Source organism: Stenotrophomonas mexicanensis (genome assembly GCF_032911605.1).
GTDB lineage: Bacteria > Pseudomonadota > Gammaproteobacteria > Xanthomonadales > Xanthomonadaceae > Stenotrophomonas > Stenotrophomonas maltophilia_A.
Genome location: NZ_JAWJTG010000017.1, coordinates 31,571 through 48,527 on the forward strand (window position 1 = coordinate 31,571; position 16,957 = coordinate 48,527).

At 67.8% G+C, this 16,957-nt stretch carries 16 protein-coding genes; 10 read left to right on the forward strand and 6 right to left on the reverse strand.

Features of this window, described 5'->3' with window-relative positions:
- Positions 1–12 precede the first annotated feature (12 nt).
- Positions 13–525 (reverse strand): peptide deformylase, encoded by a 513-nt coding sequence (gene def, locus R1L06_RS09425; protein WP_008267110.1) that lies wholly within the window; start codon positions 523–525, stop codon positions 13–15.
- A gap of 126 nt (positions 526–651) precedes the next feature.
- Between def and R1L06_RS09430 the strand changes: the two genes are divergently transcribed.
- The 9 genes from R1L06_RS09430 (at position 652) to R1L06_RS09470 (ending at position 10,233) form a co-directional block, all read left to right on the forward strand.
- Positions 652–1,785, forward strand: coding sequence for a LysM peptidoglycan-binding domain-containing protein (locus tag R1L06_RS09430; RefSeq protein ID WP_154264558.1), 1,134 nt, complete (start codon positions 652–654; stop codon positions 1,783–1,785).
- Between the two features lie 130 nt (positions 1,786–1,915).
- Positions 1,916–3,043: a DNA-processing protein DprA gene (dprA, locus tag R1L06_RS09435; RefSeq protein ID WP_317217554.1), complete on the forward strand. Its 1,128-nt coding sequence runs from the start codon at positions 1,916–1,918 to the stop codon at positions 3,041–3,043.
- A 43-nt stretch (positions 3,044–3,086) separates the two neighbouring features.
- Entirely contained in the window at positions 3,087–3,560 is a 474-nt protein-coding gene (locus tag R1L06_RS09440; protein WP_005411195.1) for a DUF494 family protein, read from the forward strand.
- A 39-nt stretch (positions 3,561–3,599) separates the two neighbouring features.
- Positions 3,600–4,358 (forward strand): pilin, encoded by a 759-nt coding sequence (locus tag R1L06_RS09445; protein ID WP_049423390.1) that lies wholly within the window; start codon positions 3,600–3,602, stop codon positions 4,356–4,358.
- Between the two features lie 49 nt (positions 4,359–4,407).
- Positions 4,408–5,340, forward strand: a complete 933-nt coding sequence (locus R1L06_RS09450; RefSeq protein ID WP_132810846.1) for an RDD family protein — start codon at positions 4,408–4,410, stop codon at positions 5,338–5,340.
- 193 nt (positions 5,341–5,533) lie between these two features.
- The gene (locus tag R1L06_RS09455; protein ID WP_317217555.1) at positions 5,534–7,990 is read left to right on the forward strand and encodes a DNA topoisomerase I; all 2,457 of its coding nucleotides are present in this window, start codon (positions 5,534–5,536) and stop codon (positions 7,988–7,990) included.
- A 149-nt stretch (positions 7,991–8,139) separates the two neighbouring features.
- Positions 8,140–8,730: an L-threonylcarbamoyladenylate synthase type 1 TsaC gene (gene tsaC / locus R1L06_RS09460; RefSeq protein WP_019338925.1), complete on the forward strand. Its 591-nt coding sequence runs from the start codon at positions 8,140–8,142 to the stop codon at positions 8,728–8,730.
- A gap of 43 nt (positions 8,731–8,773) precedes the next feature.
- The gene (locus R1L06_RS09465) at positions 8,774–9,451 is read left to right on the forward strand and encodes a DUF4124 domain-containing protein (RefSeq protein WP_049401000.1); all 678 of its coding nucleotides are present in this window, start codon (positions 8,774–8,776) and stop codon (positions 9,449–9,451) included.
- Positions 9,452–9,486: 35 nt separating this feature from the next.
- The gene (locus tag R1L06_RS09470; protein ID WP_125892186.1) at positions 9,487–10,233 is read left to right on the forward strand and encodes a hypothetical protein; all 747 of its coding nucleotides are present in this window, start codon (positions 9,487–9,489) and stop codon (positions 10,231–10,233) included.
- A 93-nt stretch (positions 10,234–10,326) separates the two neighbouring features.
- Here the strand turns inward: R1L06_RS09470 and R1L06_RS09475 are convergent, their stop codons facing one another.
- Positions 10,327–11,103 carry an SDR family oxidoreductase gene (locus tag R1L06_RS09475; protein WP_010481164.1) on the reverse strand — a complete coding sequence of 259 codons (777 nt, stop codon included), beginning with the start codon at positions 11,101–11,103 and terminating at the stop codon, positions 10,327–10,329.
- A gap of 111 nt (positions 11,104–11,214) precedes the next feature.
- On the opposite strand from R1L06_RS09475, the gene R1L06_RS09480 reads away from it, so the two are divergent.
- Complete coding sequence (locus tag R1L06_RS09480) at positions 11,215–11,427, forward strand: hypothetical protein (protein ID WP_189720103.1); 213 nt, start codon at positions 11,215–11,217, stop codon at positions 11,425–11,427.
- A gap of 73 nt (positions 11,428–11,500) precedes the next feature.
- Here R1L06_RS09480 and sppA read toward each other — a convergent pair whose 3' ends face one another.
- From sppA to R1L06_RS09500, 4 genes are all read right to left on the reverse strand, one after another.
- The gene (gene sppA / locus R1L06_RS09485) at positions 11,501–13,423 is read right to left on the reverse strand and encodes a signal peptide peptidase SppA (protein ID WP_317217556.1); all 1,923 of its coding nucleotides are present in this window, start codon (positions 13,421–13,423) and stop codon (positions 11,501–11,503) included.
- A gap of 116 nt (positions 13,424–13,539) precedes the next feature.
- Positions 13,540–14,904: an MATE family efflux transporter gene (locus R1L06_RS09490; RefSeq protein ID WP_110713888.1), complete on the reverse strand. Its 1,365-nt coding sequence runs from the start codon at positions 14,902–14,904 to the stop codon at positions 13,540–13,542.
- Between the two features lie 239 nt (positions 14,905–15,143).
- On the reverse strand, positions 15,144–15,722 hold the full coding sequence (locus R1L06_RS09495) for a DUF3106 domain-containing protein (RefSeq protein WP_049423404.1): 579 nt from the start codon (positions 15,720–15,722) through the stop codon (positions 15,144–15,146).
- On the reverse strand, positions 15,715–16,719 hold the full coding sequence (locus R1L06_RS09500) for a hypothetical protein (RefSeq protein ID WP_032129681.1): 1,005 nt from the start codon (positions 16,717–16,719) through the stop codon (positions 15,715–15,717). The genes R1L06_RS09495 and R1L06_RS09500 overlap by 8 nt, the downstream gene beginning before the upstream one ends.
- Positions 16,720–16,957: the final 238 nt, after the last annotated feature.

Below are 16,957 nucleotides of genomic sequence, written 5' to 3' on the forward strand. Positions count from 1 at the left end.
CCGGATTGGCGATCACGCCACGTGCTTGCGCTGCTTGGCCAGCTTCTTGCGCACCATCTCGCGCTTGAGCGGCGACAGATAGTCGATGAACAGCTTGCCGTCCAGGTGATCCATCTCGTGCTGGATGCAGGTGGCCAGCACTTCGCCGGCTTCCAGCTGCTGTTCCTGGCCGTTGCGGTCCAGGTACTTCACGGTGATGGTATCGGCGCGGGTCACGTCGGCGAAGATGCCCGGAACCGACAGGCAGCCCTCCTGATACACCCGGCCTCCGTCCTTGGCGACGATTTCCGGGTTGATGAACACATGCGGTTCATTCTTTTCTTCGCTGACGTCGATGACCATGAAGCGCTTGTGCACGTCCACCTGGGTGGCGGCCAGGCCAATGCCCGGGGCGTCGTACATGGTCAGGAACATGTTGTCGATCAGTTCCTGGAAGGCCGGCGTGGTGACTTCGGCGGCTTCGATCAACGCAGCCTTGGTACGCAGGCGCGGATCGGGGAACTCGAGAATGGGGAGAAGGGCCATGGCTGTTTCCGGATAGGGGGCCGGCACGCCGGCATACGTCGCAGATTCTAGCTCCAACGCTTGCCTTGCGCCCCGGTTTCTGGACTATAGTGCGCGGACCTGTTGGGGAATCAGGGCTTCACACCTATGTTGCTTCGTTTTCGTACGGTCGTCGCCGCGGCGATGCTGACCGTGGCTGCCTATGCTACCGCCGTGGAAGTGAATGGCGGGCACCCGGACACCTATGTGGTCCGAAAAGGGGATACGTTGTGGGATATCGCCGCACGTTTCCTGCAGAAGCCGTGGCTGTGGCCGGAGATCTGGCAGGCCAATCCGCAGATCGCCAATCCGCACCTGATCTATCCCGGTGACGTGCTCAGCCTGGCCTATCTGGACCGGGTGACCGTCGCTGCCAAGCCCGGCCCGCGCCAGGAAGCCCCGATCGATGCCATTCCGCTGGCCCAGGTCGAGCCGTTCCTGAAGCAGCTGAGCGTGGTCGACAGCATCGAGCAGCTACCCTACGTGGCCGGCCTGGAAGAAGAACGCCTGCGCGTCACCAGCGGCAGTGCGGTCTACGTGCGCCTGGCCGACGCCCAGCTGGGCCAGCGCTGGGCCGTGGTCCGCCCGACCGTGCGCTACGCCCAGCCCAAGCCGACCGAGGACCTGACCGCCAACGGCGACGTCACCCCCGGCAGCGGCAACCTGTGGCGGGCCTACAACGCCCCCAACCACCGCCGCGGCGTACTCGGCTATGAGCTGGCCCAGGTCGCCACCGGCACCATCACCCATGTCGCCGGCGGCAAGGTCGAGGCGTCCACCCTGGTGCTGGACAAGAACGAAGGCGGCCGCGAGGTGCGTGCCGGCGACCGCCTGGTCCCGGTCGAGGCCAAGCCGTACGACCTGCAGTTCGTCCCCCATGTCCCGGCCGCCGGTGTCGAGGGCGTCGATGTGCGCGTGCTGGCCGTCACCGACATGTTCACCGCCGCTGGCCCGCGCGATGTGATCGCGATTTCCGCAGGTCGCGCACAGGGCGTGGACAACGGCACCGTGTTCTCGCTGTGGCGCCCGGGCCGCCACGTGGCGCACCGCATGAAGTACCCCACCTCGTCGCGCATGGACGATTCGCTCAGCACCGGCGCCGGCCGGGTTTCGCTGCCGGACGAATACGCCGCGCACGCCATGGTGTTCCGTACCTTCGACAACGTCAGCTACGCGCTGGTGATGCAGGGCGTGAAGCCGGTACGCGTGGGGTTCAACGCACTGCACCCGGACGCGAAGTAACCAGTCCCGTGTTGCCCGGCCACTGCAGGTAGTGCCGGCCGCTGGCCGGCAGGCACCTCCGGCAAAACCTGACAGCCACATGCGAAGGCGCCCTAGGGCGCCTTTGTTGTATGCGCTCGATAGTGGGGGGATGACCAACCAAGCTGACGAGGCGCTGCTGCGCCTGTTGATGGCAGGCGGCGCGCTGGCGCCACGGCGGGCCCTGCTGCAGGCCGCAGGCAGCGCGGAGATTGCGATCGCGCAGGGCGCCGCGAACTGGCGCGCGCACGGCTGCACGCCCGAGCAGTGCGCCGCGCTGGAATGCCCGGACACCCGGGCCTGGGCCGTGGCACGGCGCTGGCTGGAAGACGACAACCAGCACCTGCTGGCCTTCACCGATCCGGCATTCCCCCCGCCCCTGCTGGATGTCCCGAACCCACCCCTGGCGCTGTTCATCGCCGGCGACCCCAGCCTGGCCTGGCGCCCGTCGGTGGCGCTGGTCGGCAGCCGCTCGCCGACGCCGGGCGGACGCGCCCTGGCCGCCCGGTTTGCTGGCTGCTTCGTCGAAGCGGGCCTGGCGGTGACCAGCGGACTGGCGGCAGGCATCGACGCGGCCGCTCACCAGGCCACGTTGGACGCCGGGGGCTGCACCGTGGCGGTGATCGGCACCGGCCCGGACCGGACCTACCCGGACAACCATGCCCGGCTGCAGGCCCGGATCGCCGCCGAAGGCGCGGTGCTCAGCGAGTACCTGCCGGGCACACCGGCACGCCCCGGTCACTTTCCAGCCCGCAACCGCCTGGTGGCCGGGCTGGCGCTGGCGACGGTGGTGGTCGAGGCCGCCCAGCGCTCCGGCGCATTGATCACCGCACGCCTGGCCGCCGAGGCCGGCCGCGAGGTCTGTGCCCTGCCCGGTTCGGTACTCAACCCACGCGCCGCGGGCTGCCACCGGTTGATCCGCGAGGGTGCCGCACTGGTCGAGCGCCCGGAGGAGGTCCTTGAACTGCTGGCGCCCGCCCTTCGCCAGCAGCTGCCGGGCTTGCAATCACGGCTCGCCACCCCCACTGAACAGGCACCGCCGGCACTCCTGCCGGCGCGCTGGGCCGACGACCCTGACTACCAGAGCTTGTGGCGGGCCCTGGACCACAACCCAAGCGGTATGGATTCACTGATCACGCGCTGTGGATTGACGGCGCCCCAGGTGTCCTCCATGCTGCTGGCCATGGAACTGGCGGGAATCGTGGTGTGCGTACACGGCCGCTACTGTCGAACTCCCTAGTTTCTTCACCTCCACAGCGTCGCGCGACGCAGGCCGAGGGGCAATGAAAGAGAGCATCCTGGACGTACTGCTGTACCTGTTTGAACACTATTTCAGCGAAGATGCGGACCTGATCCGTGACCGCGATTCGCTCCAGAACGGCCTGATCCAGGCCGGTTTCAGCCCAACCGAGATCAACAAGGCATTCGACTGGCTCGATGCCCTGGCCGCGCAGCGGCCGAGCGTGGCCCAGGCACGGGTCGATGGCCCCGTGCGCGTCTACCACGGCCCCGAACTGGACAAGCTGGACGTGGAATGCCGTGGTTTCCTGCTGTACCTGGAACAGCACGGCATCCTCGACGCCGACCAGCGCGAGCTGGTGCTGGACCGGGCCATGGCCCTGGACCAGGACGAACTGGACCTGGACGACCTGAAGTGGGTCGTGCTGATGGTGCTGTTCAACCAGCCCGGCTCCGAGGCGGCGTACGCCTGGATGGAGACGCAGATGTTCATGGACGAGCCAGAACCCCTGCACTGACCGTACACTTGGGGGCATAGCGCATTCAGGAGCGTCCCCGTGAGCGAGTGGTTCCATGCAGAAGGCAACCGGCAGCAGGGTCCGCTGCCGGCGGAACAGTTGGTCGAGTTGTTCCGCAACAACCAGATCTCCCTGGACACCCTGGTCTGGCGCGACGGCCTGCCGCAATGGCAGCCGTTGCGCACCGTGGTCGACGAACTCGGCCTGATCGTGCCGGCGCTGGACGCTGCCGCACCGCCGGTGGAACCCGAGCCCGATCCGGAACCGGTGGCACCGCCTCCGCCGCAGCCGCCGGTACTGCCGCCGTCCACGCCCTACACCACCAGTGCATCGGCCACCGCCCTGCCGGCGCCGAAGAAGAAGCTGTCCGGCTGCGCCCTGACCGCCATCATCGGCGGCGGCCTGCTGCTGGTGCTGGTCCCGATCGTGGCCATCCTGGCTGCCATCGCGCTGCCCGCCTACAACGACTACACCGTGCGCGCCAAGGTCGCCGGCGCAGTGACCGCGCTGCAGCCGTTGAAGGACCAGGTGCAGCATTTCGCCGATGACGAAGGCCGTTGCCCCGGTGCCAACGACGCCGGCTTCCCGGCCCCGGGTGACTTCGCCCATGCAGGGCTGTCAGCGGTGAACATCGGTCGCTTCAACAATGGCCACTGCGGCATCGAAGCCACCCTGGCGTTGCCCGGCAAGAGCCTTGATGGCGACCTGCTGTGGCTGGAATACGATCGCGACAGCGGCCGCTGGGAATGCAGTGGCGAAAGCAACGACAAGTACCTGCCGCCGACGTGCCGCGGCTGAGCCACGCGCACGCCAGCACCTCCAAGGATGATTCAACAGGGAACATGCAATGACTGAGTGGTACTACGCCGAAGGACAGCAACGCCAGGGCCCGCTGCCGGTCCAGGAGATCCGCCAGCGCTTCCAGCGCGGCCAGCTGAACCTGGACACCCTGGTCTGGCGCGAAGGCATGGCGCAGTGGGCTGCGCTGCGCCAGGTGGTCGACGAACTGGGACTGCAGACACTGGCCGACGCCAGCACGGCCACCGGCAGTGGCGGCTTCGACCTGCGTGGCGACTATGCCGCGATCGACAACGGTACGGCGCCACTGCCTGGCACCGGCGCCCTCAGCAGTTCGCCCTACAGCGCCCCTGCGGCGCTCGGCGGCGGCGGCCATGCCCAGCCGGTGATGGGCGGCGAAGTGGTCTACGCGGGCTTCTGGAAGCGCGTGGCGGCCTACATGATCGACTACTTCGTGCTGGCCATCCCCGGCGGCATCATCGGCGCCATCCTCGGTGTGGTGCTTGGTGCCAGCATGGGTGCGGTGGGCAGCGGCGAATCGGCCATCGAAATCGTGGCCCAGCTGGCCAGTGCCCTGATCAACCTGGCCATCGGCATGGCGTACTACACCTGGTTCCATGCCTCGCAGGGCGGTGCCACGCTGGGCAAGATGGCGGTCGGCATCAAGGTCGTGCGCAGCAATGGCGAGCGCCTGACCAAGGCCCGCGCATTTGGTCGCTACTGGGCCGCGGTGCTCAGCACCTTCACCCTCGGTATCGGTTTCCTGATGGCCGCCTTCACCGAGCGCAAGCAGGGCCTGCACGACATGATCTGCGACACCCTGGTGGTCGACCGCTGGGCCTACACCGACCAGCCGCAGCTGCAGCGCCGGGAGCTGGGCACGGTGACCGTGCTGGTGCTCGTACTGACCGGCCTGCTGTCGCTGGTGGGCCTGGCGCTCATGGTGTTCGCGGTTGGCTTCATCGCCAAGATGGCCTCATGAACGGCCATCCTCACGCCTGGCTGCTTGACATGGGCTGGCCGGGCGTGATTCCTCTAATAAGGTGAAACCTGAACGCCCGGCACATTACCGGGCGTTCAGTTTATGGATTTGCCCGTGGCCGCTTCACTAATGCGGCCGTTTGCTCCACCCTAGCGGCCCCTCTCCCCCGGTCCGCCCACAGACCTTTCCTGACATGCCCAAGCACCTGCTCATCGTCGAATCGCCGGCCAAGGCCAAGACGATCAACAAATACCTCGGCAAGGACTACACGGTCCTGGCCTCGTATGGGCACGTGCGCGACCTGATCCCGAAGGAAGGCGCAGTCGACCCGGACAACGGGTTCGCCATGCACTACGACGTGATCGACAAGAACGAAAAGCATGTCGATGCGATCGCCAAGGCCGCCAAGGGCGCCGACGACATCCTGCTGGCGACCGACCCGGATCGCGAGGGTGAAGCGATCAGCTGGCACATCGCCGAGATCCTGAAGGAACGCGGGCTGGTCAAGGACAAGCCGATGCAGCGCGTGGTGTTCACCGAGATCACCCCGCGCGCCATCAAGGAAGCGATCAGCCAGCCGCGCGCGATCGCCAGCGACCTGGTCGACGCCCAGCAGGCGCGCCGCGCGCTGGATTACCTGGTCGGTTTCAACCTGTCGCCGGTGCTGTGGCGCAAGGTCCAGCGCGGCCTGTCCGCCGGCCGCGTGCAGAGCCCGGCGCTGCGCATGATCGTTGAGCGCGAGGAAGAGATCGAAGCCTTCATCGCCCGCGAATACTGGTCGATCGCCGCCGAGTGCGCGCACCCGTCGCAGCACTTCAACGCCAAGCTGATCAAGCTGGACGGGCAGAAGTTCGAACAGTTCACCATCACCGACGGCGACACCGCCGAGGCCGCCCGCCTGCGCATCCAGCAGGCCGCGCAGGGCTCGCTGCATGTCACCGATGTGGCCAGCAAGGAGCGCAAGCGCCGCCCGGCGCCGCCGTTCACCACCTCCACCCTGCAGCAGGAAGCCTCGCGCAAGCTCGGCTTCACCACCCGCAAGACCATGCAGGTGGCGCAGAAGCTGTATGAAGGCGTGGCGATCGGTGACGAAGGCACCGTCGGCCTGATCTCGTACATGCGTACCGACTCGGTGAACCTGTCGCAGGACGCGCTGGCCGAGATCCGCGACGTGATCGCCCGCGACTACGGCATCGCCTCGCTGCCGGACCAGCCGAACACCTACCAGACCAAGTCGAAGAACGCCCAGGAAGCGCACGAAGCGGTGCGCCCGACCTCGGCGCTGCGCACGCCTGCGCAGGTGGCGCGCTACCTGACCGATGACGAGCGCAAGCTGTACGAGCTGATCTGGAAGCGTGCGGTGGCCTGCCAGATGATTCCGGCCACCCTCAACACCGTCAGCGTCGATCTGTCCGCCGGCAGCGAACACGTGTTCCGTGCCAGCGGCACCACTGTGGTGGTGCCCGGCTTCCTGGCCGTGTACGAAGAAGGCAAGGACAACAAGAGCGCCGAGGACGAGGACGAAGGCCGCAAGCTGCCGGCGATGAAGCCCGGCGACCGCGTGCCGCTGGAACGCATCCAGGCCGAACAGCATTTCACCCAGCCGCCGCCGCGCTACACCGAAGCGGCGCTGGTGAAGGCGCTGGAAGAGTACGGCATCGGCCGTCCCTCGACCTACGCCTCGATCATCCAGACCCTGCTGTTCCGCAAGTACGTGGAAATGGAAGGCCGCAGCTTCCGCCCATCCGATGTGGGCCGCGCGGTGTCCAAGTTCCTGTCCAGCCATTTCACCCGGTACGTGGACTACGACTTCACCGCCAAGCTGGAAGACGAGCTCGACGCCGTCTCGCGTGGCGAAGAAGAGTGGATCCCGCTGATGGCCCGCTTCTGGGAGCCGTTCAAGGAGCTGGTGGAAGACAAGAAGGAATCGGTCGACCGTGCCGAGGCCAGTGGCGCGCGCGAGCTCGGCACCGACCCGAAGACCGGCAAGCCGGTCAGCGTGCGCCTGGGCCGCTTCGGGCCCTATGCGGCCATCGGCAGCACCGCCGAGGACGCCGAGGAGAAGCCGAAGTTCGCCTCGCTGCGCCCCGGCCAGTCGATGCACACCATCTCCCTGGAAGACGCGCTGGAACTGTTCCTGATGCCGCGCGCGCTGGGTGAGGACAAGGGCGAACCGGTCAGCGTCGGCATCGGTCGCTTCGGTCCGTTCGCCAAGCGCGGCAGCACCTATGCCTCGCTGAAGAAGGAAGACGACCCGTACACCATCGACCTGGCCCGCGCCGTGTTCCTGATCGAAGAGAAGGAAGAGATCGCGCGCAACCGGATCATCAAGGAGTTCGAGGGCAGCGACATCCAGGTGCTGAACGGCCGTTTCGGCCCGTATATCAGCGACGGCAAGATGAACGGCAAGATCCCCAAGGATCGCGAACCGGCCTCGCTGACCCTGGCCGAAGTGCAGCAGCTGATGGAAGAAACCGGCAAGCCGGTGCGCAAGGGCTTCGGCGCCAAGAAGGCTGCCGCGAAGAAGGCCCCGGCAAAGAAGGCGGCGGTGAAGAAGGAAGCGGCGCCGAAGAAGGCCGCTGCAAAGAAAGCGGTGAAGAAGGCTGCTGCGAAGAAAGCCCCGGCGAAGAAGGCCGCTGCAAAGAAGTAGATCCACGCCATGCGTGGATGAGGGTCAAGGTGTGCGGACCAACGGTCCGCACCCACCATAAGCAGTCTGTACCTACCGCTGATGCCGGCCAGCGGCCGGCACTACCCCAGGTGCCTAGGTCCACCCCTTCTGCACGCGGCAGGGGGATAATGAAGGCCCACGCCGGGCCGGTCGCCGCCATGAAAGAACTCACCCTGGACTCTGCTGTCGCCACGCTCCGCGCGGGCGGCGTGATCGCCTACCCGACCGAAGCGGTCTGGGGCCTGGGCTGTGATCCCTCGCACGAAGCTGCGGTGCACATGGTGCTGCGGCTGAAGCAGCGCCCGATCGAGAAAGGCATGATCCTGGTCGCGGCCGAACTGGCGCAGCTGGAAGGCTGGGTGCGGCTGCAGGCGCTGCCCGACGCCCGCCAGCGCGCGGTGCTGGCCAGCTGGCCCGGTGCCAACACCTGGATCCTGCCTGCCGGCCCGCGCGCGCAGCCCTGGGTCACCGGCGAACACAGCGGTATCGCGGTGCGCATCAGCGCGCACCCGCTGGTGGCCGAACTCTGCCGCGCCTGGGGCGGCCCGCTGGTCTCCACCAGCGCCAACCTGGCCGGCGAACCACCGGCACGCAGCCGCGAAGAACTGGACCCGCGCCTGCTGCGCCTGCTCGACGGCATCCTCGATGGGCAGACCGGCGGCCTGGCCCAGCCCACCCCGATCCGCGACGCGCTCAGCGGCAACGTGCTGCGCTCCTGAGCCGGCGATTGCGCTGCTGCGGACAATCACGCACCCTGCCGCCATGACCCTGCTGCGCGCCACCTTGAGCCTGTGTCTGCTGCTGCCGTGGACGGCACCCGCGGCCGAGGACGTGCGTGTCTACCGCTGCGTTGCCAGCAACGGTGCCGTCGCCCTGCAGGACAGGCCGTGCAACAGCGGCCGCCAGCAGGTGCGCGACCTGCAGCGCCCGCGCGATCCCGCTCCACGGGTGGTGCGCAGTGATGCCACGCCTCCGCCGCCCAGCGAAACCCCGGTCATCCGCGAGCGCGAAGTCCGCCACGTCTACATCCAGCCGCCGCAGCCGATGTACGAGTGCGTGAGCGAGGACGGACGGCGCTATACCAGCGACAACAACGAAGGCAATCCGCGCTGGGTGCCGCTGTGGACCAGTGTCTGGCTGCCGCACGGCCATCGTGGTCCAGCCTATCCCGGACCACGCCCGGCCATCGGCACGCCGATCGGCGAAGGCACGGGTTATCGCCGCCCCTCGATCGGCATGGACGTGCAGGTGCCGGCCGGCAGCGTGCTGGTCCGCGACAGCTGCCATGCGTTGCCACCACAGGAAGTCTGCGCACGGCTGAGTGACCGCCGCTGGGAGCTGGATCGCCGTTACAACAGCGCGCTGCAGAGTGAACGCACCGCCATCAGCAACGAACAGCGCGGTATCGATGCGCGCCTGTCGCGCGATTGCGAACGCTGAGCGCAGCACGCCGTCGCAGCCTGTACGCTGTGCGCATGAACCGAGTGATCTGGCTGCTCCTGGTCTTGCTGCCCGGAAGCGCGTTGGCCGAAGAGGGCGTGATCTACCGCTGTACCTCCAGCAGCAGTGACGTCCCTACCCTGCAGCGCACGCCATGCGCCACCGGCAGCAAGCAGCAGGTGCTGCGCATCCCCGACCCGGCCAACTCGCAGCCGGCCGCCGCTGCGCCTGTAGCCGCCGAACCTGCATCCGCGCCCGTTGAAACACCCGCGCCGGTGCCGTCCGGACCGGCCGTTGCCCCTGCGGCCCCAGCAAAACCACGACGCGCGGACGAAGGACGCACGATCATGGAAGCAGGCATGGTCGAACACGCAGGAGACGACCAGATCCTCGACAGCGCGACGCTGCGCCGCGATGCCGAGGCCCGCGCCGCCGCAGGTGACGGTCCACCGAAGCCGCCGCTTCCTCCGATCTTCCAGTGCACCGACAGCCAGGGCGGCGGCTACCTGTACGAGTACGAAGCCGCGCCCGGCCGCTGCGAGCTGATGACGGTACAGGGCCTTGGCGGAGTGACGCCGGTGAATGCCGCCAGCTGTGAAGTGGTGCGCGACCACTGCGAAGCGCTTCCCGAAGCGCAGCGCTGCGGTGGTTGGCAGCAGCGCTTCCGCGATGCCCGCGGCCGTGAGCGCTTCGCCGCGCCGGAGAACCGCGATACCGCGCGCGGTGAACGCGAGCGGCTGCAGGGTGTGCTGGAGGCCAGCAACTGCCCGGTACCGGGGTGACAGCTACCGGTAGTGCCGGCCGCTGGCCGGCAACCACAGGATCTTCAGATGGTTGCAGTTGCCGGCCAGCGGCCGGCACTACCTGCTGAAAGATCAGAACCCGTAGCGCAGGAAACCGCCGTCCACCGCGATGCACTCGCCGGTCACATAGCTGGCCGCAGGCAGGCACAGGAAGCCCACGGCTGCGGCCACTTCCTCCGGCTCGCCGATACGACGCATCGGCGTGCGGTTGATCACTTCCTCGTAGTAGTCCGGGTCCGCCAACGGACCGGACGTGCGCCGCGTGCGGATGTACCACGGCGCCACCGCGTTGACCCGGATGCCATCCTCTGCCCACTCGACGGCCAGGTTGCGGGTCATCTGGTGCATCGCCGCCTTGGTCATGCCGTAGACCACGCCGCTGCGCACATGGGTCAGGCCGGACACGCTGCCGACGTTGACGATGGATGACGACGCGTGGCGTGCCAGCAACGGATGTGCATAGCGCGACAGCTCGAAGGCCGAGAACAGGTTGGTCTCGAAGATCTTCCGCCATTCGTCCTCGGAATACTCCGTGGCCGCCTTGGTGACGTTGCCGCCGGCGTTGTTGACCAGGATGTGCAGGCCATCGCTATGGTCCTCCACCCAGTCCAGGATCTGGCGGCGGTCCTCGTCGTCTGAGACATCGGCGGCCAGCGCATGCACCTGCATCTGCGGATACACGTCCAGCAGTTCGTCGCGCGCGGTCTCCAGCATGTCGATATCACGGCCGACGATCATCAGATCGGCGCCGAAGCCAGCCAGTTCATGCGCGATGGCCAGGCCGATGCCGGCGCTGGCGCCGGTGATCAGGGCGGTCTGGCCGTCCAGGCGCCACCGTTGCTGGGTCATGTGTTCTCCCGGGCCGCGCCCGCTGTGTTTCGATGCGGCAAGGATACGCGCTCACGGCCGCCCCCTGCCGAGGATGCGACACTGCGCGCACGCCCATCACGGAGTGCCGCCATGCGCATCCTGATCCTGTCCACGTCCCTGCTGACCACCGCGCTGCTGGCGGGCTGCCAGCGCCCACCGGCGCCGAACCCGGAAAAGCCACCGGTGCCCCGGGCGATGTCGCGCGCAATCAACGAACCGCTGGACCGCGCCAAAGGCGTGCAGAAGACCGTGGACGATGCCGCCGCGCGTGAGCGCAAGGCCGAGGCCGACGCAACGCAGTAACCCCGCAGACGAAAACGCCCGGCCGAGGCCGGGCGTTTTCAGTAGATCCACGCCGTGCGTGGATGGCTTCCGATCAGAACCCGCAGAAGCAGTACGCCAGCGCCTTCACCGGCGTGCCGTTGCCTTTCTCGCGGGCCGCGTTCTCGACAAAGCGCAGCTGCGTATCCACTTCGGGCATCGTGCGCGCCAGCACCATCCGCGCCATGCCCGAGTCGGACAGCATCCAGGCACCTGCACGGCTGCCGGCGAAACCGCTGACGAACTGCGCGAACGGCGTTGCCGCCTTCTCGATGTAACGCACGCGGTAGGCATCAGCCTTGCCCAGCTTGGCGCGGCTGGCGGCATCGGCCACCGCATCCTTCAGGCCACCGAAGGCATCGACCAGGCCACGTTCCTTGGCCTGCGCACCGCTCCACACGCGTCCACGGGCCACTTCGTCGACGGCCTCGACCGGCTTCTTGCGGGCGTCGGCGACGCGACCGGTGAAGTCAGCGTAACCCTTGTTGATCACCGACTGGATGACCTGGCCCACGGCCGGATCCATCGGGCGGGTGACATCGAACGCACCGGCGAAACGGGTGGTGCCGACACCGTCGGTGTGCACGCCGATCTTGTCCAGCGCGCGGCTGAAGTTCGGCACCATGCCGAAGATGCCGATCGAACCGGTGATGGTCGACGGATCGGCATAGATGCGATCGGCATTCATGCTGATCCAGTAGCCACCGGAGGCGGCCAGGTCGCCCATCGACACCACCACCGGCTTGCCGGCGGCCTGCAGGGCCACCACTTCGCGGCGGATCTGCTCGGAGGCGAACACTTCACCACCCGGCGAATCCACGCGCAGCACCACGGCCTTCACGTTCTCGTCGTCACGCGCGGCACGCAGCAGCGCCGAGGTCGATTCGCCACCGATGCGGCCGGCCGGCAGGTCGCCACCGCTGATTTCGCCGGCGGCCACCACCACCGCCACCTGCGGACGCGAGTCCACCGGGTTGCGGCGCGCATCGAGCTGGCCCAGGTAGCTGCCGAAGTCGACGTTGCGGAAACCACCGTCGGCATCTTCGTCGGCCACGCCGCGCTCGATCATCAGATCCTCGAATTCCTCGCGGGTCTTCAGCGACGTCACCAGCTTCTGCTGCAGGGCGAACTTGGCCAGGTCACCACCGGCAGCGGCGATGCCTTCCGGCAGCGTGTCGATGCCGGCAGCCAGCTGTGCCGGATCCAGGCGGCGGGCCTTGGCGATGTCGCCCAGGTAGCGCTGCCACACGTCGTTCATCCAGAACAGGTCGGCTTCCTTGGATGCCGGCGAAGCGGCGTCGAGCACGTACGGCTCGGCGGCGGACTTGTACTCGCCCACCTTGAACAGGTGCACGTCCACGCCCAGCTTGTCCTGCAGGCCGGTGCGGAAGTACTGGCGGTAGCGGCCCAGGCCCTCGAGCACCACCGACCCCATCGGGTCCAGGAAGACCTCGTCGGCCTGCGCGGCCAGCAGATACTGCGACTGGCCCATGCTCTCGCTGTAGGCCACCAGCTGCTTGCCGGACGCACGCAGGTCCTGCAGCGCAGCGGCCACTTCACGCAGCGACGCGAAGCCCGACGGCTGCAGCTTGTCCAGCTCCAGCACCACGCGCTCGATCTTCTTGTCTTCCTTGGCCGACTCGATCACCCGCAGCAGGTCACGCAGCTGGATCTCTTCGGCACCGTTGTCGCCCACCGCTTTGGCCAGTGCGCGGCTGACCGGGTCAGCGCTGAACTGCTCGACCAGGCGGCCTTCCGGCGCGATCACCAGGGTGGTGCGGTCCTGCAGCGATTTGCTGGCACCGGCGCCCATGCCGGCGGCGATGACGAACATCACCAGCAGCAGGAACAGCAGGCCGAAGAACACCAGGTTGAGGATCAACCGGCGGGTGAAGTTCATGACGTCCCACAGCCCGATGAAGAAACTGGCGACGGGGTTGCGACGCGCCGGGGGCAGCGGGGGCACGGGTTGATTCATGGAACGCTCCGGATGGCTTCTTGCCGTGGTGCCAGCATAGCCGGTGCCGTGTGATGCGGCATCGGACACAAGTCAGGGGATCGCCCGCCACGGGTCATCGCGGCGGGCGGGGCGGATCAGGACAGTGCCGACTGGCCGATGCGCAGGCTGCTGCGACGCAGGCGCCAGCCCATCAGGATGGCGGCGGCGGTCAGGCCGACGATCAGGCCGATCCACATGCCCTGCGGGCCCATGCCCAGGCCCAGGCCGAGCCCGGCGCCGAGCGGCATGCCCAGGCCCCAGTACGCGAACATGGCAATGAACATCGGCACGCGGGTGTCCTTCAGGCCGCGCAGCGCGCCCGCCGACAGCACCTGGATGCCATCCGGGAACTGGAAGGTGGCCGCGTACAGCAGCAGGGTGGAGGCCAGGCCGGCCACTGCCAGGTCGTTGGTGTAGACACCCACGATGGCGTCATGGCCGAACAGCAGCACCGCTGCCGACAACGTCTGCGTACCCATGATGATCGCGTAGCCGGCCCAGGCCGCGCGCCGCACGCCGAAGCCATCGCCACGACCGACCGCATGGCCGACGCGCACGGTGGTGGCCTCGGCCACGCCCATCGGGATCATGAAGCACAGCTGGGCGACGTTGATCGCGATCTGGTGCGCGGCCGCTTCATTGGCACCTAGGCGGCCGATCAGCAGCGCGGTGACGATGAACAGGCCGCCCTCCATCAGCACGGTGATGCCGATCGGCAGGCCGGTGCGCAGCAGGTCCCAGATCGCCTTCCAGCGCGGTCCTTCGAAGTGCGAGAACAGCTGCAGGTGGGCGAAGCGCTTGGTGAACCACAGGTAGGTGGCGAAGGCGATCGCCTGCAGCCACATCATCACCGCCGAGGCGATGCCCAGGCCCTCGGCGCCCATTTCCGGGAAGCCGAGCTTGCCGTTGGCCAGCACGTAGCCCATCGGTGCCAGCACCAGCAGGCCACCGAAGCCGAGCAGCATGGTCGGCAGCGTCCAGTGCATGCCCTCGCTGAGATAGCGCATGCAGAAGTACAGGGTCAGTGCAGGTCCGCCCCAGCGCACCGCGTGCAGGAACGCGGTGGCCCCCGGCACGATGTCCGGTGCGATGCCGAACGCAGGCAGCAGCGGCGGCACCACGGTGAGGAAGGTGAACATGATCAGGCCCAGGCCCAGCGCCAGCCACAGTGCCTGGCGGAACAGCGGGCCGATCTCGCGCTCGCGGCCAGCGCCATGCAGCTGCGACACCGAGGCGGTGAGTGAGATCAGGGTGCCGATCGGGATCAGCATCGGCAGCCACAGCAGGGCGGTGCCGATGGTCACCGCGGCCAGGGTCGCCGTGGCGTGGTGGCCGGCAATGACATTGTCGACGAAGGAGATCAGACCGGTGGACACATGCCCGAGCACAAGCGGCAGGGCGAGCAGACCGGTAGCGCCGACTTCCTTGCTGAAGCGCGGCGTGGAGGTTGCAGTAGACATAAGGTGCTTGACGCGAACTACGGTTGCGCGCGAAGGGCACAGGCACCGGGTTGCGGGCCGCCATCTTACGCGTGCAGCGCGCGCATTCCCATGACATGGCGTGAATGCTGGGTTCCGGCAGGCCCCGGCATCACGCGTTGCGATCACGTTACGAACAGAAAAAGGGGACGGAGGGGATTAAGTCGTTTCAAGCCCGACTGTGCCGAATACGACTTAATCCCCTCCGTCCCCTTTTCTTTCTACTGCCCGGCCTGGCGCTTGAGCCAGGTATCGCGCTCGGCCGGCGGCACCGCGAGGAACGCGCCGCGGACCTTGTCGCGCTCCTGCGGTGGCGTGCGCTGTGCCACCAGGGTCAGTTGGGCCAGCTGCGCCGGGCTGAGCTGGCGCAGCACGGCCAGCGCGGCCTCGCGCTGTTCCGGCGGCACGAAGCCGAACAGGCCGTGCAGCTTGGGGAACTCCAGGCCCAGCTGCGGGCCCAGCCGCCAGCCTTCGCGGAAGGCCTGGTCCTGCGCCTGGAACTGCTGGCGCAGGCGCTGCTGCTGGTCGGCCGGCAACGCATTGAATCGCGCAGCGGCCTGACGGATCCGCTCACGCTCGCCCTCCGGCAATGCCCGCCATGCGGCGTAGTCGGCGCGGCGCTGGCGCTGCTGCTGGGCATCGAGCTGGGCGAACGCAGCGGGCGTCGTACCTGTGGTGGCCGGGGCCGCCGGTGAACTGCCCGGCACTGGCGGCGGCAGCGGCACGTTCAAGGTCTGCGGCGCGGCGGACAGCGACAACGGCAGGGCCAGCAGCAGGCTGGCGAATACGGTCTTATTCATCGGCAGCAGCGGTTTCCAGCGTGGCGCTGGCCGGCTCCGGCCGGCTCGGCTTGGATTGCGACTCGTCCACCGGCAGCGGGCCGCCCGCGGCGGTCCACGCATACAGATCGGCATCGGCCACCAGCGGATAGTCGCGGTCGGCCAGCATCGTGGCATCGTCCGTAGCCTGCGCAGGGGTCGCGTCCGGCGTGGCATTGACCTTGCTCGGCGGCAGTGCTTCCACCGTGACGGGACCCGCCTCACCAACCACGCCTTCCGGCAGCGGTGCGTCGCTGCCGAACGAATGTCCCTGCCAATGGCGCCAGCCCAGCGCGGCGGCCAGCAGTACCACCACGGTTATCAGCAGGATCAACGGACCGCGCCAGCGCGGCTTGGCATTGGCGCGGCGGCGCTTGCCAGTGGCTGCAGCCCGCTCGTCGCGCTGCGGGGTGCGCCAGCTGGAGGTCGGCGCTTCACTGCTGTTCGTCGGTGCGGCCGGCTGTTGCAGCTGCTGCAGGCGTTTGACGGGCAGATCGCGGATGCGCAGCTGCACCTGTTCGGCCAGCTGGCGCCAGGCCGAGGCGTCGGGCTGGCCGTGCGCGTCACGCGGGCAGGCATCGGCCAGCAGCTGCTGGTAGCCGGCTTCGTCCTGGTCGAGCACGCGCGTGGCGATACCTTCATCCAGGCTGCCGCCCACCCGCAGCAACAGCGCCAGGCGCGGCAACGGTCCCATCTGGCCCAAGGCGGCAAGCGGCGGCTCCCACTGGCCGCCCACCGGCTCACGCAGCGCCTGGCGCTGGCCCAGCAGGGTCCAGAAGCGGGTTGGCCACTGCGCCATCGGCAGGTCACTGGCGACCGCCGCAAACGCGCGCATCACCGCCACCAGGGTCTGTTCGGCCCGGGCAGCATCGCCGCACTGCAGTTCAGCCACCACCAGGGCGCGGCGTTCAACACCTCGCAGGAACGCCGACAGCGCGCCGGCCGCGGTCGAGGAAACAGGGGCGGGCACAGCCGTCATCGATCACTCCAAAGGTCTGCCCGCATGATAGCGGCAGGCCATCGGCGCCCGTAGGACTTGCGCCCACAGGCACTTCGTGCTGCAGGTTGTGCACAGCACCACGCTGCCTGCGCAGGAAACTGTGGCATCCAGCTGAATTCACTCTGTTTCAGCATTGTTTCACACTTAAGTGTTTGATTTTGATGTATTTTAAAGTATGGCGATTTTTTGACCAACCCGAGCGTGAGGCCGTCGCCAT